This window comes from Amycolatopsis sp. N2S4-7, from assembly GCF_058119595.1.
Genome location: NZ_CP172299.1, coordinates 7,246,819 through 7,262,585, shown reverse-complemented (window position 1 = coordinate 7,262,585; position 15,767 = coordinate 7,246,819). Strand labels below are relative to the sequence as shown.

The window sequence follows — 15,767 nt, the reverse complement described above, 5'->3', positions numbered from 1 at the left end:
TCCATCCCCTCGGATAGGCGGGCCGTCGCGGCCCGCCTATCCGGCGTCCCCCAAGGAGAATCCCAGTGCGGCGAATCCTCGTCGCGCTAATGGGGTGTGCCCTGTTAGCGCTTTCCTTCCTGACCACCGGCTCCGCACAGGCCGCGGTCGAGGCGGGCCCGTCCGCGAGCCAGCTGCTCGCGAAAACCACTTCCTGCCAGCAGATCTCGAACGGCAAGTATTCCTTCGACGAAGGCGGCGCGGCCACCGTGCCCGTCTGCCAGGCGAACGGCGCGGTGTTCTTCAAGGCCGACATGGACATCGACTGCGACGGCGTCCGCACCACGCAGTGCAACGAGAACACCGACTGCTGCTTCTACCCCGACACCGCTTTCCACACCTCGACCGACCAGCCGCTCAACGCGGCGCAGCTGCCCTACATCGTCCTGCCGCAGCCGACGTCCACTTGGGACTACCGGAACTACGGCATCGACGGCGGCTCGGTCGTGGCGGTGATCTACAACAACCAGGTCACCTACGCCGTGGTCGGCGACACCGGCCCGACGAGCATCATCGGCGAGGCGTCGTACGCCACCGCCGTCAACCTCGGCATCAACCCGGATCCGTCCAACGGCGGCACCGAAGGCCCGGTGACGTACATCGTCTTCCCGAACACGCACGTCAACCCGATCGAGAACCACGCCAACGCCGTCAGCCTCGGCGAGCAGGTCGCGACGCAGTTCGCCGGTGGCAGCACGACGCCGCCCACGCAGAACGCCGGGCAGATCACCGGCATCGGCGGCAAGTGCGTCGACGTGGCGGGCGCGAGCAACGCCAACGGCACCGCCGTCCAGCTCTACGACTGCAACGGCACCAACGCCCAACAATGGACAGTCGGCAGCGACGGAACCCTGAAAGCACTCGGCAAGTGCCTCGACGTCACCAGCGCAGGCACCGCGAACGGCACCCTCACCCAGCTCTGGGACTGCAACGGCTCGAGCGCCCAGAAGTGGACGGCCAACGGCTCGCAGAACCTCGTGAACACCGGCTCCGGCAAGTGCCTCGACGCCACCGGCAACTCCAGCGCGAACGGCACCCGGCTCCAGATCTGGACCTGCGGGTCCGGCACGAACCAGAAGTGGACGCTCCCATGAGAAAACTGCTCACCCTGGTGGGCGTGACCGCGCTCGCCGCGGCCACGTTCGCCGCGCCCGCGCAGGCCGCGGGCGAGACGGTCAACGTCTGGCTCACCACCACCAGCGACTCCGGCGGCCGCACGGTCACCCGCGGCCTCCAGCAGCAGACGCCGGTCACGTTCGCCTCGGGCACCGGCACCGGCGGCGTGACCATCAACGTCAACGAAAACACCACCTACCAGCAGTTCGAAGGCGGCGGAGCGTCCTTCACGGACACCGCGGCCTGGCTGATGAACTCCAGCGGGGCGCTGTCCCAGGCCACCCGCGACGACACGATGCGCAAGCTGTTCGACCCGAACAGCGGCATCGGCCTCAGCTTCATCCGCAACCCGCTCGGCGCGTCCGACCTGGCCCGCTACAGCTACACCTTCGACGACATGCCGGCCGGCCAGACCGACCCGAACCTGACGCACTTCTCGATCGCCCACGACCAGGCCGACGTGCTGCCGCTGACCAAGCAGGCCAAGCAGCTCAACCCGCAGGCCAAGGTGATGGCGTCGCCGTGGAGCGCGCCGCCGTGGATGAAGGACAACGACAGCTACCTGCTGGGCTGGGTCGAATCGCAGTACTACCCGGCCTACGCGCAGTACTTCGTCAAGTACCTCCAGGCCTACCAGGCCGCGGGCGTGCCGATCGACTACGTCTCGATGCAGAACGAGCCGACGTGCTGCGCGAGCTACCCGTCGACCAACTGGAACGGCGCCGGCCTGGCCTACTTCGCGAAGAACAACCTGCTGCCCGCGCTGCAGGGCGCCGGACTGTCCACCAAGGTCCTCGCGCTGGACTGGAACTGGGACACCTACGCCTCCTACGGCGCGCCGACGCTGGACGACTCGGCGATCCGCAACCACCCGAACTTCGGCGGCGTCGCGTGGCACGGCTACGGCGGGAACATCGCGCAGCAGACGACCACGCACAACCAGTACCCGAACGTCAACGCCTACTCGACCGAGCACTCCGGCGGCACCTGGATCTCGAACCAGCAGGCCGAGGACATGAACAACATCGTGGACTACACCCGGAACTGGTCGAAGAGCTTCGTGAAGTGGAGCCTCGGCGTCGACCAGAACATGGGCCCGCACAACGGCGGCTGCGGCACCTGCACCGGCCTGATCACCGTCCACAACGGAGACTCGCGCAGCGGCCAGGTCGACTACACCGTCGAGTACTACACGATGGGCCATCTGACGAAGTTCGTGAAGCCGGGCGCTTACCGGATCGACTCGAACGACAACTCGACCGTGCGCAACGTCGCCTGGAAGAACCCGGACGGCTCCAAGGCGCTGATCGCGTACAACTCCAGCACGGGGAACCAGAGCGTGCGGGTGAACTGGGGCAACTCGTCCTTCACCTACACCCTGCCCGGCCACACCTCGGCGACGTTCACCTGGAACGGCAACCAGGGCAGCAGCGGCGGCACCGGCAAGACCGGCCCGATCACCGGCCTCGGCGGCAAGTGCATCGACGTCGCGGGCGCGAGCAGCGCCAACGGCACCGCCGTCCAGCTCTACGACTGCAACGGCTCGACCGCCCAGCAGTGGACGGTCGGCACCGACGGGACCCTGAAGGCACTGGGCAAGTGCCTCGACGTGACCGGACAGTCCACAGCGGACGGTGCGCAGCTGCAGCTCTGGGACTGCGGTGGCACGGCGAACCAGAGGTGGGCGGCCACCGCGGCCAAGGACATCGTCGGCGCGGGGTCGAACAAGTGCGTCGACGCCACCGGCAACTCCAGCGCGAACGGCACCCGCCTGCAGATCTGGACCTGCACCGGCGCCGCCAACCAGAAGTGGAACGTCCCTGCGTAAGGAGCAGCGCATGAAGAAGCGGGCACTCGCGGCGCTGGGCGGCCTGATCGCCGCCTCCGCCGTGGTCCTCCTCCCCGGCGCCGCCCAGGCGGCGACCGGACCCATCACCGGCATCGGCGGCAAGTGCGTCGACGTCGCGGCGGCGAGCAGCGCCAACGGCACCGCCGTCCAGCTCTACGACTGCAACGGCACCAACGCTCAACAGTGGACGGTCGGCAGCGACGGCTCCCTGCAGGCACTGGGCAAGTGCCTCGACGTCACCAGCGCGGGCACCGCGAACGGCACGCTCACCCAGCTGTGGGACTGCAACGGCTCGAACGCCCAGAAGTGGACGGCCAACGCGGCGAAGAACCTGGTCAACACCGGGTCGGGCAAGTGCCTCGACGCGACCGGCAACTCGAGCGCCAACGGGACGCGGCTGCAGATCTGGACGTGCGCGAGCACGGCCAACCAGCAGTGGACGCTGCCCGGCGGCACCACCACCCCGCCGACCGGACCGGGCGCGATGGCCGTCGCGCCGTACCTCTACAACGGCTGGGGCGACCCGCCGAACCCGTCGACGATCATGAGCGCCACCGGCGTCAAGTGGTTCACGCTGGCGTTCATCCTGTCCAACGGCTACTGCAACCCGCAGTGGGACGGCGGCCGCGCGCTCACCGGCGGCGTCGACCAGAACACGATCAACACGATCCGCGCGGGTGGCGGCGACGTCATCCCGTCGTTCGGCGGCTACTCCGGCAACAAGCTGGAGTCGTCGTGCGGCAGCGCGGGCGAGCTGGCGGCGGGCTACCAGAAGGTGATCAACGCCTACGGCCTCAAGGCGATCGACATCGACATCGAGGCCGACGCCTACAGCAACCCGACCGTGCAGCAACGCACGGTCGACGCGCTGAAGACGGTGCGGGCGAACAACCCGGGCATCAAGCTCTACGTCACCTTCGGCACCGGGCAGTCCGGGCCGGACAGCAGCCTGGTCAACCGGGCGGCGCAGTCCGGGCTGACGGTCGACGGCTGGGTGATCATGCCGTTCGACTTCGGCGGCGCCGGCCAGAACATGGGCACGCTGACGCAGCGAGCGGCCGAGGGCCTCAAGAACGTCGTCAAGTCGGCTTACGGCTACGACGACGACACGGCCTACCGGCACATGGGCATCTCGTCGATGAACGGCATCACGGACAACAACGAGACGGTCACGCTCACCGACTTCACCACCATCCTGGCCTACGCGAACACGCACCACCTGGCCCGGTTGACGTTCTGGTCGGCGAACCGCGACCGCCCCTGCCCGGGGGCGTACCCGAACAACGACACCTGTTCCGGCGTTTCCCAGCAGGCGTGGGACTTCACGAGGATCTTCGCCCGCTACGCCGGCTGACGCTCCACCGCTGAAAAGTCCGTGGAGGCCACTCAAAGGTGGCCTTCACGGACTTCTCCGGTTTTCGGGGCTGCCGAGCCGTGACACTGGGGGAGCCGCGACCCGGCAGCCGGGGTTCGCCGGCCGCTGGGGGTCTCCGGCGGCGAGCCCGAACCCGAGGTTAACCAGCCACGACCGGCGGAGACGGCCGCTCGGCCCGTCCGGACGGCAAGCGTGCCCGAAGGGGCACCGGCTGGGGACAAGGCCCTCGACCGGGTGATCGTCAAAGGCGACGCCGGGACCGCTCCTACTCCGACATGGCCGCCCGGGCCGCCTCCGCGCGGTCGGCGTACGCGGCGACCAGCTGATCCTCCGCGTCTTCCAGGTACTTCATCAGCAGCTGCTCCGCGCCAGGGCCGTCGCCGGCCTCGACGCGGTCGAGGATCTCGTGGTTGCGCGGCAGGTAGCGCTCGTGGAAGCGGCGCGGCTCGGCCATGATGTGGAAGACCAGCCGCAGCTCGGCGGTCAGCCTGCCGACCAGCTCGTTGACGCGCTCGCTGCCCGACAGCGCGGCCAGCTCCTGGTGGAACCAGACGTTCGCGGTGCCGAGGTCCTTCCAGTTGCCGGTGCGCGCGGCCTCGTCGCCGATGTCGACCTTCTCCTTGATCCGCGGGAAGGACGCGGGCTTCGCCGTCACCCCGCGGACGGCCGCGCACTCGATGATCTTGCGGACGCGGTAGATGTCGACGACGTCCTCGACGCTCGGGATGCGGACGAAGACGCCGCGGTTGAGCTCGTGGGCGAGCAGCCGTTCGTGCGTGAGCAGCCGGAACGCCTCGCGCAGCGTGTTGCGCGAGACGCCGAGCGCGTTGCCGATGTCCTGCTCCGAAAGCCGGCCGCCGGGCAGGAAGAACCCCTCCGCGATGCGCTTGCGGAGGACGCCGGCGACCCGTTCGGCCGTGCTCTTGCGGGTGACCAGGCCGCGGTCGGCTTCCAGGCCCGGGACGACGCTGTCTTCGATGACCACGGCATCGAGGGTACCCCGGCACGCAGAGGACGATCCAATTGCACTCTTGTGGAATTGTTCAACAATCCCTACCGTGTGAGTCACGCCACGATGAGAGACACTGGCCAGGAGGTGCCCCATGACTGCCACTGCTGCTACCGAGGCCCGGCCGTTCGACTGGTTCCGCACGCTCGGAAAACGCGGGCGCCGCGCCTTCGTGGGCGCGTTCGGCGGCTACGGCCTGGACTCGTTCGACTACCAGACCCTGCCGCTCGGCCTGGCCGCGATCACCGCGTACTTCGGCATATCGAGCGGCGAAGCCGGCCTGCTCGGCACGACGACGCTGGTCGTGTCGGCCGTCGGCGGGGTCGGGGCCGGCATGCTGGCCGACCGGATCGGCCGCGTCCGCACGCTCCAGATCACCATCGCGATGTACACGATCTTCACCGTGCTCTGCGGGTTCGCGCCGAACTTCGAGACGCTGCTGGTCTTCCGCGCCCTGCAGGGCCTGGGCTTCGGCGGCGAGTGGGCGGCCGGCGCCGCGCTGGTCGCGGAGTACTCCTCGGCCCGCTACCGCGGCCGGACCGTGGCCTTCGTGCAGAGCGCGTGGGCGGTCGGCTGGGGCCTGTCGGTGATCGTCTACACCGTCGTGTTCAGCGTGGCGAGCGACGACGTCGCCTGGCGCATCATGTTCTGGACCGGCGTCATCCCGGCGCTGCTCGTGCTGTGGGTCCGCAAGAGCGTCCAGGACGCGCCACGCGCCGAGGAACGGCTGAAGACCGAGCGCACGAAAGGCACGCTCGGCAAGATCTTCAAGGGCGACCTCCTGCGCACGACGTTCTTCGCCGCGCTGCTGGCCACGGGCGTCCAGGGCGGCTACTACACGATCTCGACGTGGCTGCCGTCCTACCTGAAGAAGACGCGCGAGCTGACCGTGATCGGCACCGGCGGCTACCTCGCCTTCCTGATCACCGGCGCCTTCGTCGGCTACGTCTGCGGCGGGTACCTCACGGACCTGCTGGGGCGCAAGAAAACCTTCCTGACGTTCGCGATCCTGTCGGCCGGGCTGATCGTCGCCTACACGCAGATCCCCAAGGGCGCCAACGGACTCGTGCTCGTGCTCGGCTTCCCGCTGGGCTTCTCGATGTCGGCGATCTTCAGCAGCTTCGGCGCGTACCTGGCCGAGCTGTACCCGACGGCGCTGCGCGGCACCGGGCAGGGCTTCACGTACAACTTCGGCCGCGCGGTCGGCGCGATCTTCCCGACTGTGGTCGGTTTCATGGGCGCGGGCGGCGCGATCGTGTTCGGCGCGCTCGGCTACGGCATCGCGGTGCTGGCGCTGCTCGGCCTGCCCGAAACCCGAGGCATCGAACTCGTTGACTGAGGGGGAACTCATGACGACCTTCGACCAGCCGGCGACCTTCACGCCGGCCCAGGCACGCTCGGTGTTCCGCCGCGGCAACGCCCGCCCGACGACGGGCTGGGCCAGCGGCTTCACCCAGACCAACCTGATCGCCGTGCCCGAAGACTGGGCCTACGACGTCCTGCTGTTCTGCACCCGCAACCCGCAGCCGTGCCCGCTGCTCGACGTCACCGACGCCGGCGACCCGGCCACCCGGCTCGCCGACGGCGCGGACCTGCGCACCGACCTGCCGCGCTACCGGATCTGGCAGAACGGCGTGCTCGCCGGCGAAGTGACCGATGCGACCGGCCTGTGGCGCAGCGACATGGTGGCCTTCTCGATCGGCTGCAGCTTCACCTTCGAGACGGCCCTGGCCGCCGAGGGCATCCCGCTGCGGCACGTCGACCAGGGCCGCAACGTCGCGATGTACGTGACGAACCGGCAGTGCGAGCCCGCCGGGCGGCTGTTCGGCCCGATGGTGGTGTCGATGCGGCAGATCCCGGAGGACCGCGTCGACGACGCCATCCGGATCACCCGGGCGATGCCGGCCGTGCACGGTGCCCCCGTGCACATCGGCGATCCGCGGGCGCTGGGCATCGAGGACCTTTCGCGGCCCGACTTCGGCGATCCGGTGGACGCGGAACCGGGCGACGTCCCGGTGTTCTGGGCCTGCGGGGTCACGCCGCAGGCGGCGCTGATGGCGTCGCGGCCCCCGTTCGCGATCACGCACGCCCCGGGGTACATGTTCATCACGGACCGGCACGACAGCGAATACCGGGTGGGCTGAGATGGATCTGAACAGCGACCTTGGCGAGGGCTTCGGTGCCTGGAAGATGGGCGACGACGAAGCCATGCTCGACATCGTGACCAGCGCGAACGTCGCCTGCGGCTTCCACGCGGGCGACCCGTCGGTGATGCGGCGGGTGTGCGAACTGGCGGCCGAACGCGGCGTCGCGATCGGCGCGCACGTCGGGTACCGCGACCTGGCCGGGTTCGGCAGGCGCGCGCTCGACATCGCGCCCGACAACCTGGCGGACGAGGTGCTCTACCAGATCGGCGCGCTCGACGCGTTCGCCCGCGCGGCCGGCAGCCGCGTGACGTACGTGAAGCCGCACGGCGCGTTGTACAACACCGCGGCGGCCGACCCGGAGCAGGCGGCGGCGATCGTCGACGGCCTGCGCCGGTACGACCCCGCGCTCGCGCTGCTCTGCCTGCCGGACTCGGAAACGCAGCGGGAGGCGGAAAAGGCGGGCGTGGTGGCCTACGCGGAGGCGTTCGCCGACCGGGCCTACACCGCGGAAGGCCGGCTCGTGTCGCGCAAGCAGCCGGGCGCGGTCGTGCACGACGCCGACGCTGTCGCCGAGCGCGCGGTCGCGATGGCGACCGGGGGCGGTGTCGTGACGGCCGACGGCGGCAAGCTCGACCTGCGCCCGGATTCCCTGTGCGTGCACGGGGACACGCCGGGGGCGGTCGAACTGGCCCGCCGGATCCGCGACGGCCTGGCCGCCGCGGACGTCACGCTCACCGCGTTCACCGGATGACCGTCCGGTTGCTGCCGTGCGGGCGGCGCGCGGTGCTGGTGGAACTCGACGACGTCCTCGGCTTCCGGGCGGCGCTCGAACAGGCGCCTCCGGACGGCCTGGTGGAACTGGTCCCGGCGGCCCGGACGCTGCTGGTCCGCTTCGACCCCGCGGTGACGAACGCGGACCGGCTGGGCGGGATCCTGCGTCGGATGTCCCCTGTGGACAGTGCGGTGGCGGAGGCGGGCGAGGTCGTGCTCCCGGTGGTGTACGACGGCGAGGACCTGGCCGGCGTCGCCGCGGAGACGGGGCTGAGCGTGGCCGAAGTGGTGGACCGCCACAGCGCGGGCTCGTACGTTTCGGCGTTCTGCGGGTTCGCCCCGGGGTTCGCCTACCTGTCGGGGGCCGATCCGGTCCTGCACGTCTCCCGCCGGTCGTCGCCGCGCACGCGCATCCCGCCCGGCTCGGTGGCGATCGCCGGCGAGTACAGCGCGGTGTACCCGAGCGCGTCCCCCGGCGGCTGGCGGCTGCTCGGCCGGACGGACGTGCCGGTGTGGGACGTCGAGCGCGACCCGCCGAACCTGCTGCCGCCGGGCACGAAGGTGCGTTTCGAGGCGGTGACGTCGTGAAGCTCGAAGTCGTCCGGACCGGGTTTTCGACGACGGTGCAGGACCTCGGCCGTCCGGGACACGCGGCGCTGGGCGTCGGCCGGTCCGGCGCCGCGGACCGCGGGTCGTTCCGGCTGGCCAACCGGCTCGTCGGGAACCCGGCCGGCGCCGCCGCTCTCGAGGTGACGCTCGGCGGACTCGTGCTGCGGGCTTCGGCGCTCACCACGGTGGCGGTCACGGGCGCACTCTGCCCGGTGTCGCCGGGTGGCATGAACGCGCCGATCACGCTGTGGCCGGGAGACGAACTGGCCCTGGGCACGGCTTCGTCGGGGTTGCGCTGTTACGTCGCGGTGCGCGGCGGGATCGACGTGCCCCCGGTGCTCGGTTCCCGCGCGACGGACACGCTCGGCAAGCTGGGCCCGCCGCCGCTCGCCGCCGGGATGCTCCTGCCGGTCGGTCCGGCCCCCCGGGCCTTCCCCAACGTCGACCTCACGCCGCGCGCGGCCTTGCCCGACGCGCCGGTCCTGCGGGTGACGCCGGGTCCGCGCCGCGACTGGTTCGCGGCGCCGGACGAGCTGTTGTCCACCGTGTACACGGTTTCCCCGGACTCGGACCGCGTCGGCATCCGGCTGACCGGCCCGGCCCTCGCCCGGGTCCGGCACGACGAGCTGCCGTCCGAGGCGTGCGTGCCCGGGTCGGTCCAGGTGCCGCCGTCGGGCCGGCCGATCCTCTTCCACGCCGACAGCCCCACGACCGGCGGCTACCCGGTGATCGCCGTCGTCGAAGAGGACGACCTCGACCTGGCGGCTCAGCTGCGCCCCGGCCAGACCGTCAGGTTCCGGTCGTCGCCACCAGCAGCCAGACGACGTTCGTGAGGACGATCGCGAGCCACAACGGCCACGTGCGGCCGCCCCGCGGGATTCTCCGCTCGGCCAGGTAGGCGTCGAGGGCCTCCGCGACCTGGTCGTCGATCTCGTCGCGCAGCCGCGGATCCAGCTCAGACATGCGCCGGCACCGCCGGGCGTGGCACGGCGACCGACAGGCACGCCAGCGCCAGCGGCACCTCCAGACCGGCCATGAGCAGCGAAAACCCGACGTCGTCGCCGGCCGTCACGACGTCGAACCAGGCGTCGGCCAGCAGCAGCGTGGCCGTGCCGATCGCGGCGAACGGCGTCCGCGGGTCGCCGCGCCCGAGCAGCCAGGCCGTGGCCAGCAGGCCGAGCGCCTCCGCCGCGTCGAAGCCCGTCCACGCCAGCCGCCAGTGCTGCGCCTGGACGACGTCCGGCAGCGTCGTCCCCAGTACCGCGATCCACGGCAGCAGGCACAGTCCCGCCGCCCAGAACAGCTTTCTCATCGCAACCCCCGAAGTCCCGTCCCGAACCACGGTAGCCGATTGCAGAGATTCTTTGCAAACAATCTCTGTAGTAGGCTCCCCGCATGGCGGAACGTCCCGAAAAGCGCGTGCTCACCGGCGCGGACCTCAAGGCCTTCTACAAGACCCTCGCCAACCCGGTGCGCCGAGACATCCTGTCCTACCTGGGCAAACACGGCGAAGCGAACTCGACGAGCGTCGCGAAGGCCCTCGGCGAGAGCACCGGGACGACCAGCTACCACCTGCGCAAGCTCGCCGACCTCGAGCTGATCGAGGAGATCGAGGACCGCGGGGACGGCCGTGAGCGCTGGTGGAAGTCGCGGTCGACCGACATCTACACCCCGCCCGGCCTCGAGCTGGCGCCGGACGAGCGCGAAGCGATGCTCAAGCTCGGCGCGCTCAAGCTGAGTCACGACCTGGGCCTGGTCACGCGGGCCTACGCGGGTTACGACAGCTCCAGGGGCTGGAACCAGATCTACCGCGCCGGCCTGCACCTGACGAAGGAGCAGGTCACGGCGTTCGTCGAGGAGTACCAGAACCTGGTGTGGAAGTACGTGACCGAGCCGGGGCAGCACGCCGAAGGCTCGCGGGCGCTGGCCGTCCGACTCGTCGTGGTGCCCGAAGAAGAGTCCACAGAGGACTAGAGACCCGAGACCCGCAGCGTGATGTTCAGCCGCCCGGTCAGGCCCAGCGCCGGGTCCGCCGTGCCCGGCAGCGTCTTCGGGACGCCGTGGTAGGCGAGCCGGGACGGGCCGCCGAACACGAACACGTCACCGGAGCGGAGTTCGACGTCGGTGTACGGCCGGCCACGGGTTTCGGTGTTGCCGAAGCGGAACACGCAGGCGTCGCCGAGGCTGACCGACACCACCGGCTCGAGGCTGCGCTCGTCCTTGTCCTGGTGCAGCCCCATCTTCGCGGCGGCGTCGTAGAAGTTGACCAGCGCGATGTCCGGCGCGTAACCGTCGGCCGGCTCGCCGTACGCGTCCGCCAGCGCGCGGCGGCCGAGGTCGCCGAGCCAGCCGGGGAACGGCAGCACCGGCGTGCCCTCACCGGTCGTGCGCGAGTAGCCGTACGGGTACCAGTGCCAGCCGAGGCAGACGGACTTCACCGACATCACGCCGCCGTTGGGCAGCCGGGTGTGGCGGTAGCCGGACCAGCCGCGGCAGGCGGCGACGAGCTCGCGCTGCTGGTCGAAACCGAGCCAGTCGGGCAGGTGCACGGCGCCCGGCGCGATCTCGGCGCGCGGGCGCGGCAGGAGGGCGTCCATCACCTCGATTGTGCCGGAGACTCCCGCCGCGCACGGTGGGTGATCGTCGCGGGGACCACGCGGTGACCGCGGAACGTGACTCCGGCGGCGGTGAACAGCCGCAGGAGCCGCCCCAACGGACCAACGGAGCGCTCCTGCGGCCGCGTCCCCTCGCTTTGGGCCGCCATGAACTAGACGTTCCCACACCTGAATGTCACAAGCCAGCGTGGATCAGCTACGAACGGGTCACTTGACCGCGCGGCCGCGGATCAGTCACCGAACGTCACGACCGTGACGCCCGCCCGCGCCGGAACCGGGTCGTTCATCTCGGCCAGCGCGGCGGGGACGTCGGCCAGCCCGATCCGGCGCCCGACCAGCGCGGCGAGGTCGATCCCCGCCGTCTCGACGACGCGCAGGAGCTCCGGGTACTCGTGGGCCTGGAGGCCGTGGATCCCGACCAGCTCCAGCTCGCCGCCGATGACCCGGTGCATCGGGATCGGCGCGATGCCCTGGGCCGGCGGCATCAGCCCGGCCTGGACGTGCCGACCGCGCTTGCGGAGGCTGCCCACGGACGCCGCGCAGGTCGACGGCGACCCGAGGCAGTCGAGGGAGACGTGCGTGCCGCCGTCGGTCAGGTCGCGGACGTGCGCGGCGACGGCTTCCGGGCCGTCGAACGCCGAGGAATCGACCGTGACGGCGGCGCCCGACTTCGCGGCGAGTTCGAGTGCAGCCGCCGAGACGTCGACGGCGACGACCTTCGCGCCCGCCGCGACGGCCAGCAGCACCGCGGAGATCCCGACCCCGCCGCAGCCGTACACCGAGACCCACTGGCCCGCGGTGACCCGGCCCTGCCGCAGCACCGCGCGGAACGCCGTGCCGAACCGGCAGCCGAGGGCGGCGGCTTCGACGGCGCCGAGCGAGTCCGGCAGCGCCACCAGGTTCGTCTCGGCGTGCTCGATCGCGACGCGCTCGGCGAACGAACCCCAGTGCGTCGCGCCGGGCTGGAACTCGCGGTCGCAGATCTGCTGGTCGCCGCGGGCGCACTGGGCGCACGTGCCGCAGGCGCAGACGAACGGCACGGTGACGCGCGCGCCGGGTTCCCAGCCGCGGACGCCTTCGCCGAGCGCGACGATCCGGCCGGCGAGCTCGTGGCCGGCGACGTGCGGCAGCGTGACGGCGGTGTCGTGCCCCTGCCACGTGTGCCAGTCGCTGCGGCACACGCCGGTGGCGTCGACCTCGATCACCGCACCGCCCGGCGCGGCCACCGGCTCCGGCACGTCCCGCACCACGGGCGGGACGCCGAACTCCTCCATCACCACAGCTCGCATGGCGCGAGCCTACCGCTCACCTGAGCGGTTTTCCGTTGGTACCGCTCAGTTGAGCGTCTGCGGCTGCGTGTGGAAACGCGTCCGGCCCCGAGGTGGCCCGAGGAGCTTGCTGAGCGAGCCGTCCGGCACGTTCAGGATGTCCTCGAGATTCCGCAGGGCTTCCAACGATTCCGGCCGCTCCGGCCGGCACCGCCCCGACTGCCAGTGGCTGAGGGTGGCCAGGCTGACCGTGGTTCCCCTGCCGCGCAAGCGATAGCGGATGCGGTCGAGCCCGAGCCCGCGGGCCCGGATCGCCGCCCGCAGGGCCACCTCGAACGGCCCGGCGGCCAGCAGCTGGCTCAGCTCCGCCTGTTCCCCCCGGTCCATGGTGCGTGTTCGCTGACCGGTCATCACAACGCTCCGAAGCACTCCCGAATACGAACATTGGAGCGTAGGCGCCGCTTCGCAAGATCGGAAGGGCTCTCACCCACCTGCCTCGCGCACCTCGGCCGCGATCGCCGCGAACGGTTCCGCGTAGCCGGAGTTGATCGTCACGTAGGAAATCCCCCACCGCTCCCGCCACCGGAGAAGCCTTTCCGTCGCTCGGCGCGGATCCTCGGGCAGCACGGTCACGGCACCGGCCGCGGCGAGCTCGGGCACGTCGACCCCGGCCCACCGCGCGATCCCGGGCGACGGCTCCTCCCCGACGGCCATCAGGTTCAACCCGAGCTCGATCTCCGGCAGCCGCGCACCGGCGAGCGCACGGAATCGATCCACAATGGACTCCGCCTCGGTTTCGGTGGTCTTCGGCGGCCAGGTGAAGGTGACGGTGTCGGCTTCTTGCGCGGCGAGCGCCAGCATTTTCGCCCCACCGCCGGCGAGCACCAGCCGCGGCCGATCGGCGGTCCGCTTGAGGTACGCGATGGTCTCGGCCATCCGTGTGATGCGCTCACCCGGTGAGGGGAATTCCCGGCCCAGCCGCCGCGCCTGTGTGTCGGCACCGGGCCGTCCCACCCCGAGCCCCAGCTCGAACCGGCCCGCGGTCTGCTGGTGCAGGGTCTGCACCTGCCAGTCGAGGGCCGGCGGGTCCCGGAAGGGATCGGCGAGGACGAAGGTGCCGAGTCGCAGTGTCCGCGTAACCGCGGCGGCGGCCCCGATCAGCGGGAAGGGATCGGCGGTCCCGACGGGATCGGTGGCGAGCAGGGTGTCGAAGCCGAGCTTCTCGACCCGCTCGGCCTGAGCGGTCCAGGAGGCGAGGTCAGGCGCGTAGCCGGCGACGATGCCGAAGCGGAAGGGTTTCATGGGGCCATGGTGGGCGCGGGGGGTGGGTCACCACATCCGCTTCAGGACGTCATCCGCGCGTACGCCTCTCGGCGTCCGGCGCGTCCCACTGTGGCCTTGGGGCGCTCGGCCTCAGCGCAGGGTGACCGACAAGGCCTGCGCGATCTCCTTGCCGATCGCGTGCGTAGCCGCGTCCGGGGGCGAGCCCACCTTGACGACCATCGGCCCCCCGAACGGCTGCCTCTCCACCACCTCGATGCGTTCGCCCAGGTTGATCGCGTGTTCCGTCAGGTACCGCAGCAGTTCCGGGTCCGTGTCCCACACCCGGACGATCTCGCCCACCGCGCCCGGCGGGAGGTCGTCCAGGATGCGGACCGGGAGCTCCTCCACGCTGCCGTCGGGGGCCGGGATCGGGTCGCCGTGGGGGTCGCGGACCGGGTTGCCCAGCTTGGCCGCGATGCGCTCGACCAGCCTGTCCGAGACCGCGTGCTCGAGCGCGTCCGCCTCCGCGTGGACCTCGTCCCACGTGTAGCCGAGCTCCGAGACCAGGTACGTCTCGATCAGCCGGTGCCGCCGCAGGACCGACCTCGCCAGGAGCCTGCCGTCGGCCGTGAGCTCGATCCCCCGGTACGGCACGTGCGTGACCAGGCCGAGCTGGGACAGCTTCGTGACCATCCCCGACGCCGAGGACGGGCTGACCTCCAGCCGGCCGGCGAGCGAAGCGTTCGTGACCGCCTCACCCCGCTCGACCAGGCCGTAGATCACCCGGACGTAGTCCTCGACCGACGAGGACCTCCGGACCGAACCATCTCCCATACCGCATACGATACGGGGCCGCGCTCTTTCTCGTGAAAGCTCACGGTCGCCAGCGGTACCGGGTCCAGCCGGGGACCGGCTCCGCGCCGAGCTGGGCGTAGAACGCCTCGCCCTTTTCGTTGCCCTCCTGCATGTCCCACTCGACCCGGCCGGTCGTGCGGTTGCGCAGCTCGTCCAGCAGCTCGCCGCCGAGCCCGTGGCGGCGGTACGCCGGGCGGACGAACAGGTCGTCCAGCCAGATCCCCGGCCGCGCCTCCCACGTGGAGAAGTTCCAGCTGCAGAAGGCGAAGCCGGCCACCGTCCCCGGCTCGCCGGGCGGGGTCGCGATGAGCACCCACGCCTTCGGGTCCGGCCCGAACAGGTGGCCGCTCATCTCGGCGCGGTCGAGCTTCAGGTCGTGGTTGTCCTCGTAGACGGCGTGCTCCTCGATGAGCGCGCAGATCTCTTCGATGTCTTCGAAGACGGCGTCGCGGACGGGCATCTCGCCTCCCGTTTCTGTCGGTGGTGGTCGTTACTGTCGGACGCGGAGGTGGTCGATGTCACCGGAGGAGAAGTTCGAGGTCCTGGTCGACGAGTTCACCGGACGCCCCGGCATCACGCCACCCGGCGCGACCGGCGGGTTCGGGCGCACGGCGCTGCGCGCGCACGGCCGGATCTTCGCGATGTTCGTCCGCGGGCAGCTGGTGCTGAAGCTGGCGAAAAGCCGGGTGGACGAGCTGGTGGCGGGCGGCCACGGCGTGCGCTTCGACGCCAACAAGGGCACCCCGATGAAGGAATGGCTGGCGCTGGACCCGGGGTCGCCCCACCCCTGGGCCCCGCTGGCCGAGGAAGCACTCGAGTTCGTGGCGGCCCGCGATTCCGGAAGGCGGTGA

The 15,767-nt window shown here is 70.9% G+C and carries 19 protein-coding genes; 10 read left to right on the top strand and 9 right to left on the bottom strand.

Going from position 1 to position 15,767, the window contains the following annotated elements:
• Positions 1-89: 89 nt before the first annotated feature.
• The 3 genes from ACH54P_RS34510 to ACH54P_RS34500 are packed head-to-tail and all read left to right on the top strand — an operon-like array spanning position 90 to position 4,358.
• Complete coding sequence (locus tag ACH54P_RS34510) at positions 90-1,133, top strand: RICIN domain-containing protein (protein ID WP_489907480.1); 1,044 nt, start codon at positions 90-92, stop codon at positions 1,131-1,133.
• Positions 1,130-2,983, top strand: coding sequence for a ricin-type beta-trefoil lectin domain protein (locus ACH54P_RS34505; RefSeq protein ID WP_489907479.1), 1,854 nt, complete (start codon positions 1,130-1,132; stop codon positions 2,981-2,983). Before ACH54P_RS34510 ends, ACH54P_RS34505 begins: the two co-directional genes overlap by 4 nt.
• A 10-nt stretch (positions 2,984-2,993) precedes the next feature.
• Positions 2,994-4,358, top strand: coding sequence for a ricin-type beta-trefoil lectin domain protein (locus ACH54P_RS34500; RefSeq protein ID WP_489907478.1), 1,365 nt, complete (start codon positions 2,994-2,996; stop codon positions 4,356-4,358).
• A gap of 286 nt (positions 4,359-4,644) precedes the next feature.
• Here ACH54P_RS34500 and ACH54P_RS34495 read toward each other — a convergent pair whose 3' ends face one another.
• Positions 4,645-5,364, bottom strand: a complete 720-nt coding sequence (locus ACH54P_RS34495) for a GntR family transcriptional regulator (RefSeq protein ID WP_489907477.1) — start codon at positions 5,362-5,364, stop codon at positions 4,645-4,647.
• Positions 5,365-5,482: 118 nt separating this feature from the next.
• On the opposite strand from ACH54P_RS34495, the gene ACH54P_RS34490 reads away from it, so the two are divergent.
• From ACH54P_RS34490 to ACH54P_RS34470, 5 genes are read left to right on the top strand one after another with little or no spacing between them, the layout of a single operon-like run.
• Positions 5,483-6,727 carry an MFS transporter gene (locus tag ACH54P_RS34490; protein WP_489907476.1) on the top strand — a complete coding sequence of 415 codons (1,245 nt, stop codon included), beginning with the start codon at positions 5,483-5,485 and terminating at the stop codon, positions 6,725-6,727.
• 10 nt (positions 6,728-6,737) lie between these two features.
• Positions 6,738-7,532, top strand: coding sequence for a putative hydro-lyase (locus tag ACH54P_RS34485; RefSeq protein WP_489907475.1), 795 nt, complete (start codon positions 6,738-6,740; stop codon positions 7,530-7,532).
• A gap of 1 nt (position 7,533) precedes the next feature.
• Positions 7,534-8,286 (top strand): LamB/YcsF family protein, encoded by a 753-nt coding sequence (locus ACH54P_RS34480; protein WP_489907474.1) that lies wholly within the window; start codon positions 7,534-7,536, stop codon positions 8,284-8,286.
• Positions 8,283-8,894 carry a 5-oxoprolinase subunit B family protein gene (locus tag ACH54P_RS34475; protein WP_489907473.1) on the top strand — a complete coding sequence of 204 codons (612 nt, stop codon included), beginning with the start codon at positions 8,283-8,285 and terminating at the stop codon, positions 8,892-8,894. The genes ACH54P_RS34480 and ACH54P_RS34475 overlap by 4 nt, the downstream gene beginning before the upstream one ends.
• Positions 8,891-9,748 (top strand): 5-oxoprolinase subunit C family protein, encoded by an 858-nt coding sequence (locus tag ACH54P_RS34470; RefSeq protein ID WP_489907472.1) that lies wholly within the window; start codon positions 8,891-8,893, stop codon positions 9,746-9,748. Before ACH54P_RS34475 ends, ACH54P_RS34470 begins: the two co-directional genes overlap by 4 nt.
• Here ACH54P_RS34470 and ACH54P_RS34465 read toward each other — a convergent pair.
• Positions 9,705-9,878, bottom strand: a complete 174-nt coding sequence (locus tag ACH54P_RS34465; protein WP_489907471.1) for a hypothetical protein — start codon at positions 9,876-9,878, stop codon at positions 9,705-9,707. The two genes, ACH54P_RS34470 and ACH54P_RS34465, sit on opposite strands and share 44 nt — an antisense overlap.
• Positions 9,871-10,227 (bottom strand): hypothetical protein, encoded by a 357-nt coding sequence (locus ACH54P_RS34460; RefSeq protein ID WP_489907470.1) that lies wholly within the window; start codon positions 10,225-10,227, stop codon positions 9,871-9,873. Before ACH54P_RS34460 ends, ACH54P_RS34465 begins: the two co-directional genes overlap by 8 nt.
• Positions 10,228-10,310: 83 nt before the next feature.
• Between ACH54P_RS34460 and ACH54P_RS34455 the strand changes: the two genes are divergently transcribed.
• A complete protein-coding gene (locus tag ACH54P_RS34455; protein WP_489907469.1) occupies positions 10,311-10,889 on the top strand; it encodes an ArsR/SmtB family transcription factor in 579 nt (192 codons plus the stop codon).
• On the opposite strand, the gene ACH54P_RS34450 is transcribed toward ACH54P_RS34455, so the two are convergent.
• The 6 genes from ACH54P_RS34450 to ACH54P_RS34425 all read right to left on the bottom strand — a co-directional run bounded on the left by ACH54P_RS34450 (position 10,886) and on the right by ACH54P_RS34425 (position 15,376).
• A complete protein-coding gene (locus ACH54P_RS34450) occupies positions 10,886-11,512 on the bottom strand; it encodes an alpha-ketoglutarate-dependent dioxygenase AlkB family protein (protein ID WP_489907468.1) in 627 nt (208 codons plus the stop codon). The genes ACH54P_RS34455 and ACH54P_RS34450 overlap by 4 nt on opposite strands.
• A gap of 248 nt (positions 11,513-11,760) precedes the next feature.
• Complete coding sequence (locus ACH54P_RS34445) at positions 11,761-12,819, bottom strand: alcohol dehydrogenase catalytic domain-containing protein (RefSeq protein ID WP_489907467.1); 1,059 nt, start codon at positions 12,817-12,819, stop codon at positions 11,761-11,763.
• A 45-nt stretch (positions 12,820-12,864) separates the two neighbouring features.
• Complete coding sequence (locus ACH54P_RS34440; protein ID WP_489907466.1) at positions 12,865-13,209, bottom strand: transcriptional regulator; 345 nt, start codon at positions 13,207-13,209, stop codon at positions 12,865-12,867.
• Between the two features lie 72 nt (positions 13,210-13,281).
• Positions 13,282-14,100, bottom strand: a complete 819-nt coding sequence (locus tag ACH54P_RS34435; protein WP_489907465.1) for an LLM class flavin-dependent oxidoreductase — start codon at positions 14,098-14,100, stop codon at positions 13,282-13,284.
• 111 nt (positions 14,101-14,211) lie between these two features.
• Positions 14,212-14,895 carry a metal-dependent transcriptional regulator gene (locus tag ACH54P_RS34430; RefSeq protein WP_013230121.1) on the bottom strand — a complete coding sequence of 228 codons (684 nt, stop codon included), beginning with the start codon at positions 14,893-14,895 and terminating at the stop codon, positions 14,212-14,214.
• Positions 14,896-14,935: 40 nt separating this feature from the next.
• Entirely contained in the window at positions 14,936-15,376 is a 441-nt protein-coding gene (locus tag ACH54P_RS34425; RefSeq protein ID WP_489907464.1) for a GNAT family N-acetyltransferase, read from the bottom strand.
• A 55-nt stretch (positions 15,377-15,431) separates the two neighbouring features.
• Here ACH54P_RS34425 and ACH54P_RS34420 point away from each other — a divergent pair, with 55 nt between their 5' ends.
• Positions 15,432-15,767, top strand: a complete 336-nt coding sequence (locus tag ACH54P_RS34420) for a hypothetical protein (RefSeq protein WP_489907463.1) — start codon at positions 15,432-15,434, stop codon at positions 15,765-15,767.

Coding starts and splice junctions, on each gene's coding strand:
- ACH54P_RS34510 (WP_489907480.1), top strand. CDS start 90: ATGGGGTGTGCCCTGTTAGCGCTTTCCTTCCTGACCACCGGCTCCGCA.
- ACH54P_RS34435 (WP_489907465.1), bottom strand. CDS start 14,100: ATGAAACCCTTCCGCTTCGGCATCGTCGCCGGCTACGCGCCTGACCTC.
- ACH54P_RS34430 (WP_013230121.1), bottom strand. CDS start 14,895: ATGGGAGATGGTTCGGTCCGGAGGTCCTCGTCGGTCGAGGACTACGTC.
- ACH54P_RS34485 (WP_489907475.1), top strand. CDS start 6,738: ATGACGACCTTCGACCAGCCGGCGACCTTCACGCCGGCCCAGGCACGC.
- ACH54P_RS34490 (WP_489907476.1), top strand. CDS start 5,483: ATGACTGCCACTGCTGCTACCGAGGCCCGGCCGTTCGACTGGTTCCGC.
- ACH54P_RS34460 (WP_489907470.1), bottom strand. CDS start 10,227: ATGAGAAAGCTGTTCTGGGCGGCGGGACTGTGCCTGCTGCCGTGGATC.
- ACH54P_RS34465 (WP_489907471.1), bottom strand. CDS start 9,878: ATGTCTGAGCTGGATCCGCGGCTGCGCGACGAGATCGACGACCAGGTC.
- ACH54P_RS34425 (WP_489907464.1), bottom strand. CDS start 15,376: ATGCCCGTCCGCGACGCCGTCTTCGAAGACATCGAAGAGATCTGCGCG.
- ACH54P_RS34480 (WP_489907474.1), top strand. CDS start 7,534: ATGGATCTGAACAGCGACCTTGGCGAGGGCTTCGGTGCCTGGAAGATG.
- ACH54P_RS34440 (WP_489907466.1), bottom strand. CDS start 13,209: ATGACCGGTCAGCGAACACGCACCATGGACCGGGGGGAACAGGCGGAG.
- ACH54P_RS34455 (WP_489907469.1), top strand. CDS start 10,311: ATGGCGGAACGTCCCGAAAAGCGCGTGCTCACCGGCGCGGACCTCAAG.
- ACH54P_RS34450 (WP_489907468.1), bottom strand. CDS start 11,512: ATGGACGCCCTCCTGCCGCGCCCGCGCGCCGAGATCGCGCCGGGCGCC.
- ACH54P_RS34475 (WP_489907473.1), top strand. CDS start 8,283: ATGACCGTCCGGTTGCTGCCGTGCGGGCGGCGCGCGGTGCTGGTGGAA.
- ACH54P_RS34445 (WP_489907467.1), bottom strand. CDS start 12,819: ATGCGAGCTGTGGTGATGGAGGAGTTCGGCGTCCCGCCCGTGGTGCGG.
- ACH54P_RS34500 (WP_489907478.1), top strand. CDS start 2,994: ATGAAGAAGCGGGCACTCGCGGCGCTGGGCGGCCTGATCGCCGCCTCC.
- ACH54P_RS34420 (WP_489907463.1), top strand. CDS start 15,432: ATGTCACCGGAGGAGAAGTTCGAGGTCCTGGTCGACGAGTTCACCGGA.
- ACH54P_RS34505 (WP_489907479.1), top strand. CDS start 1,130: ATGAGAAAACTGCTCACCCTGGTGGGCGTGACCGCGCTCGCCGCGGCC.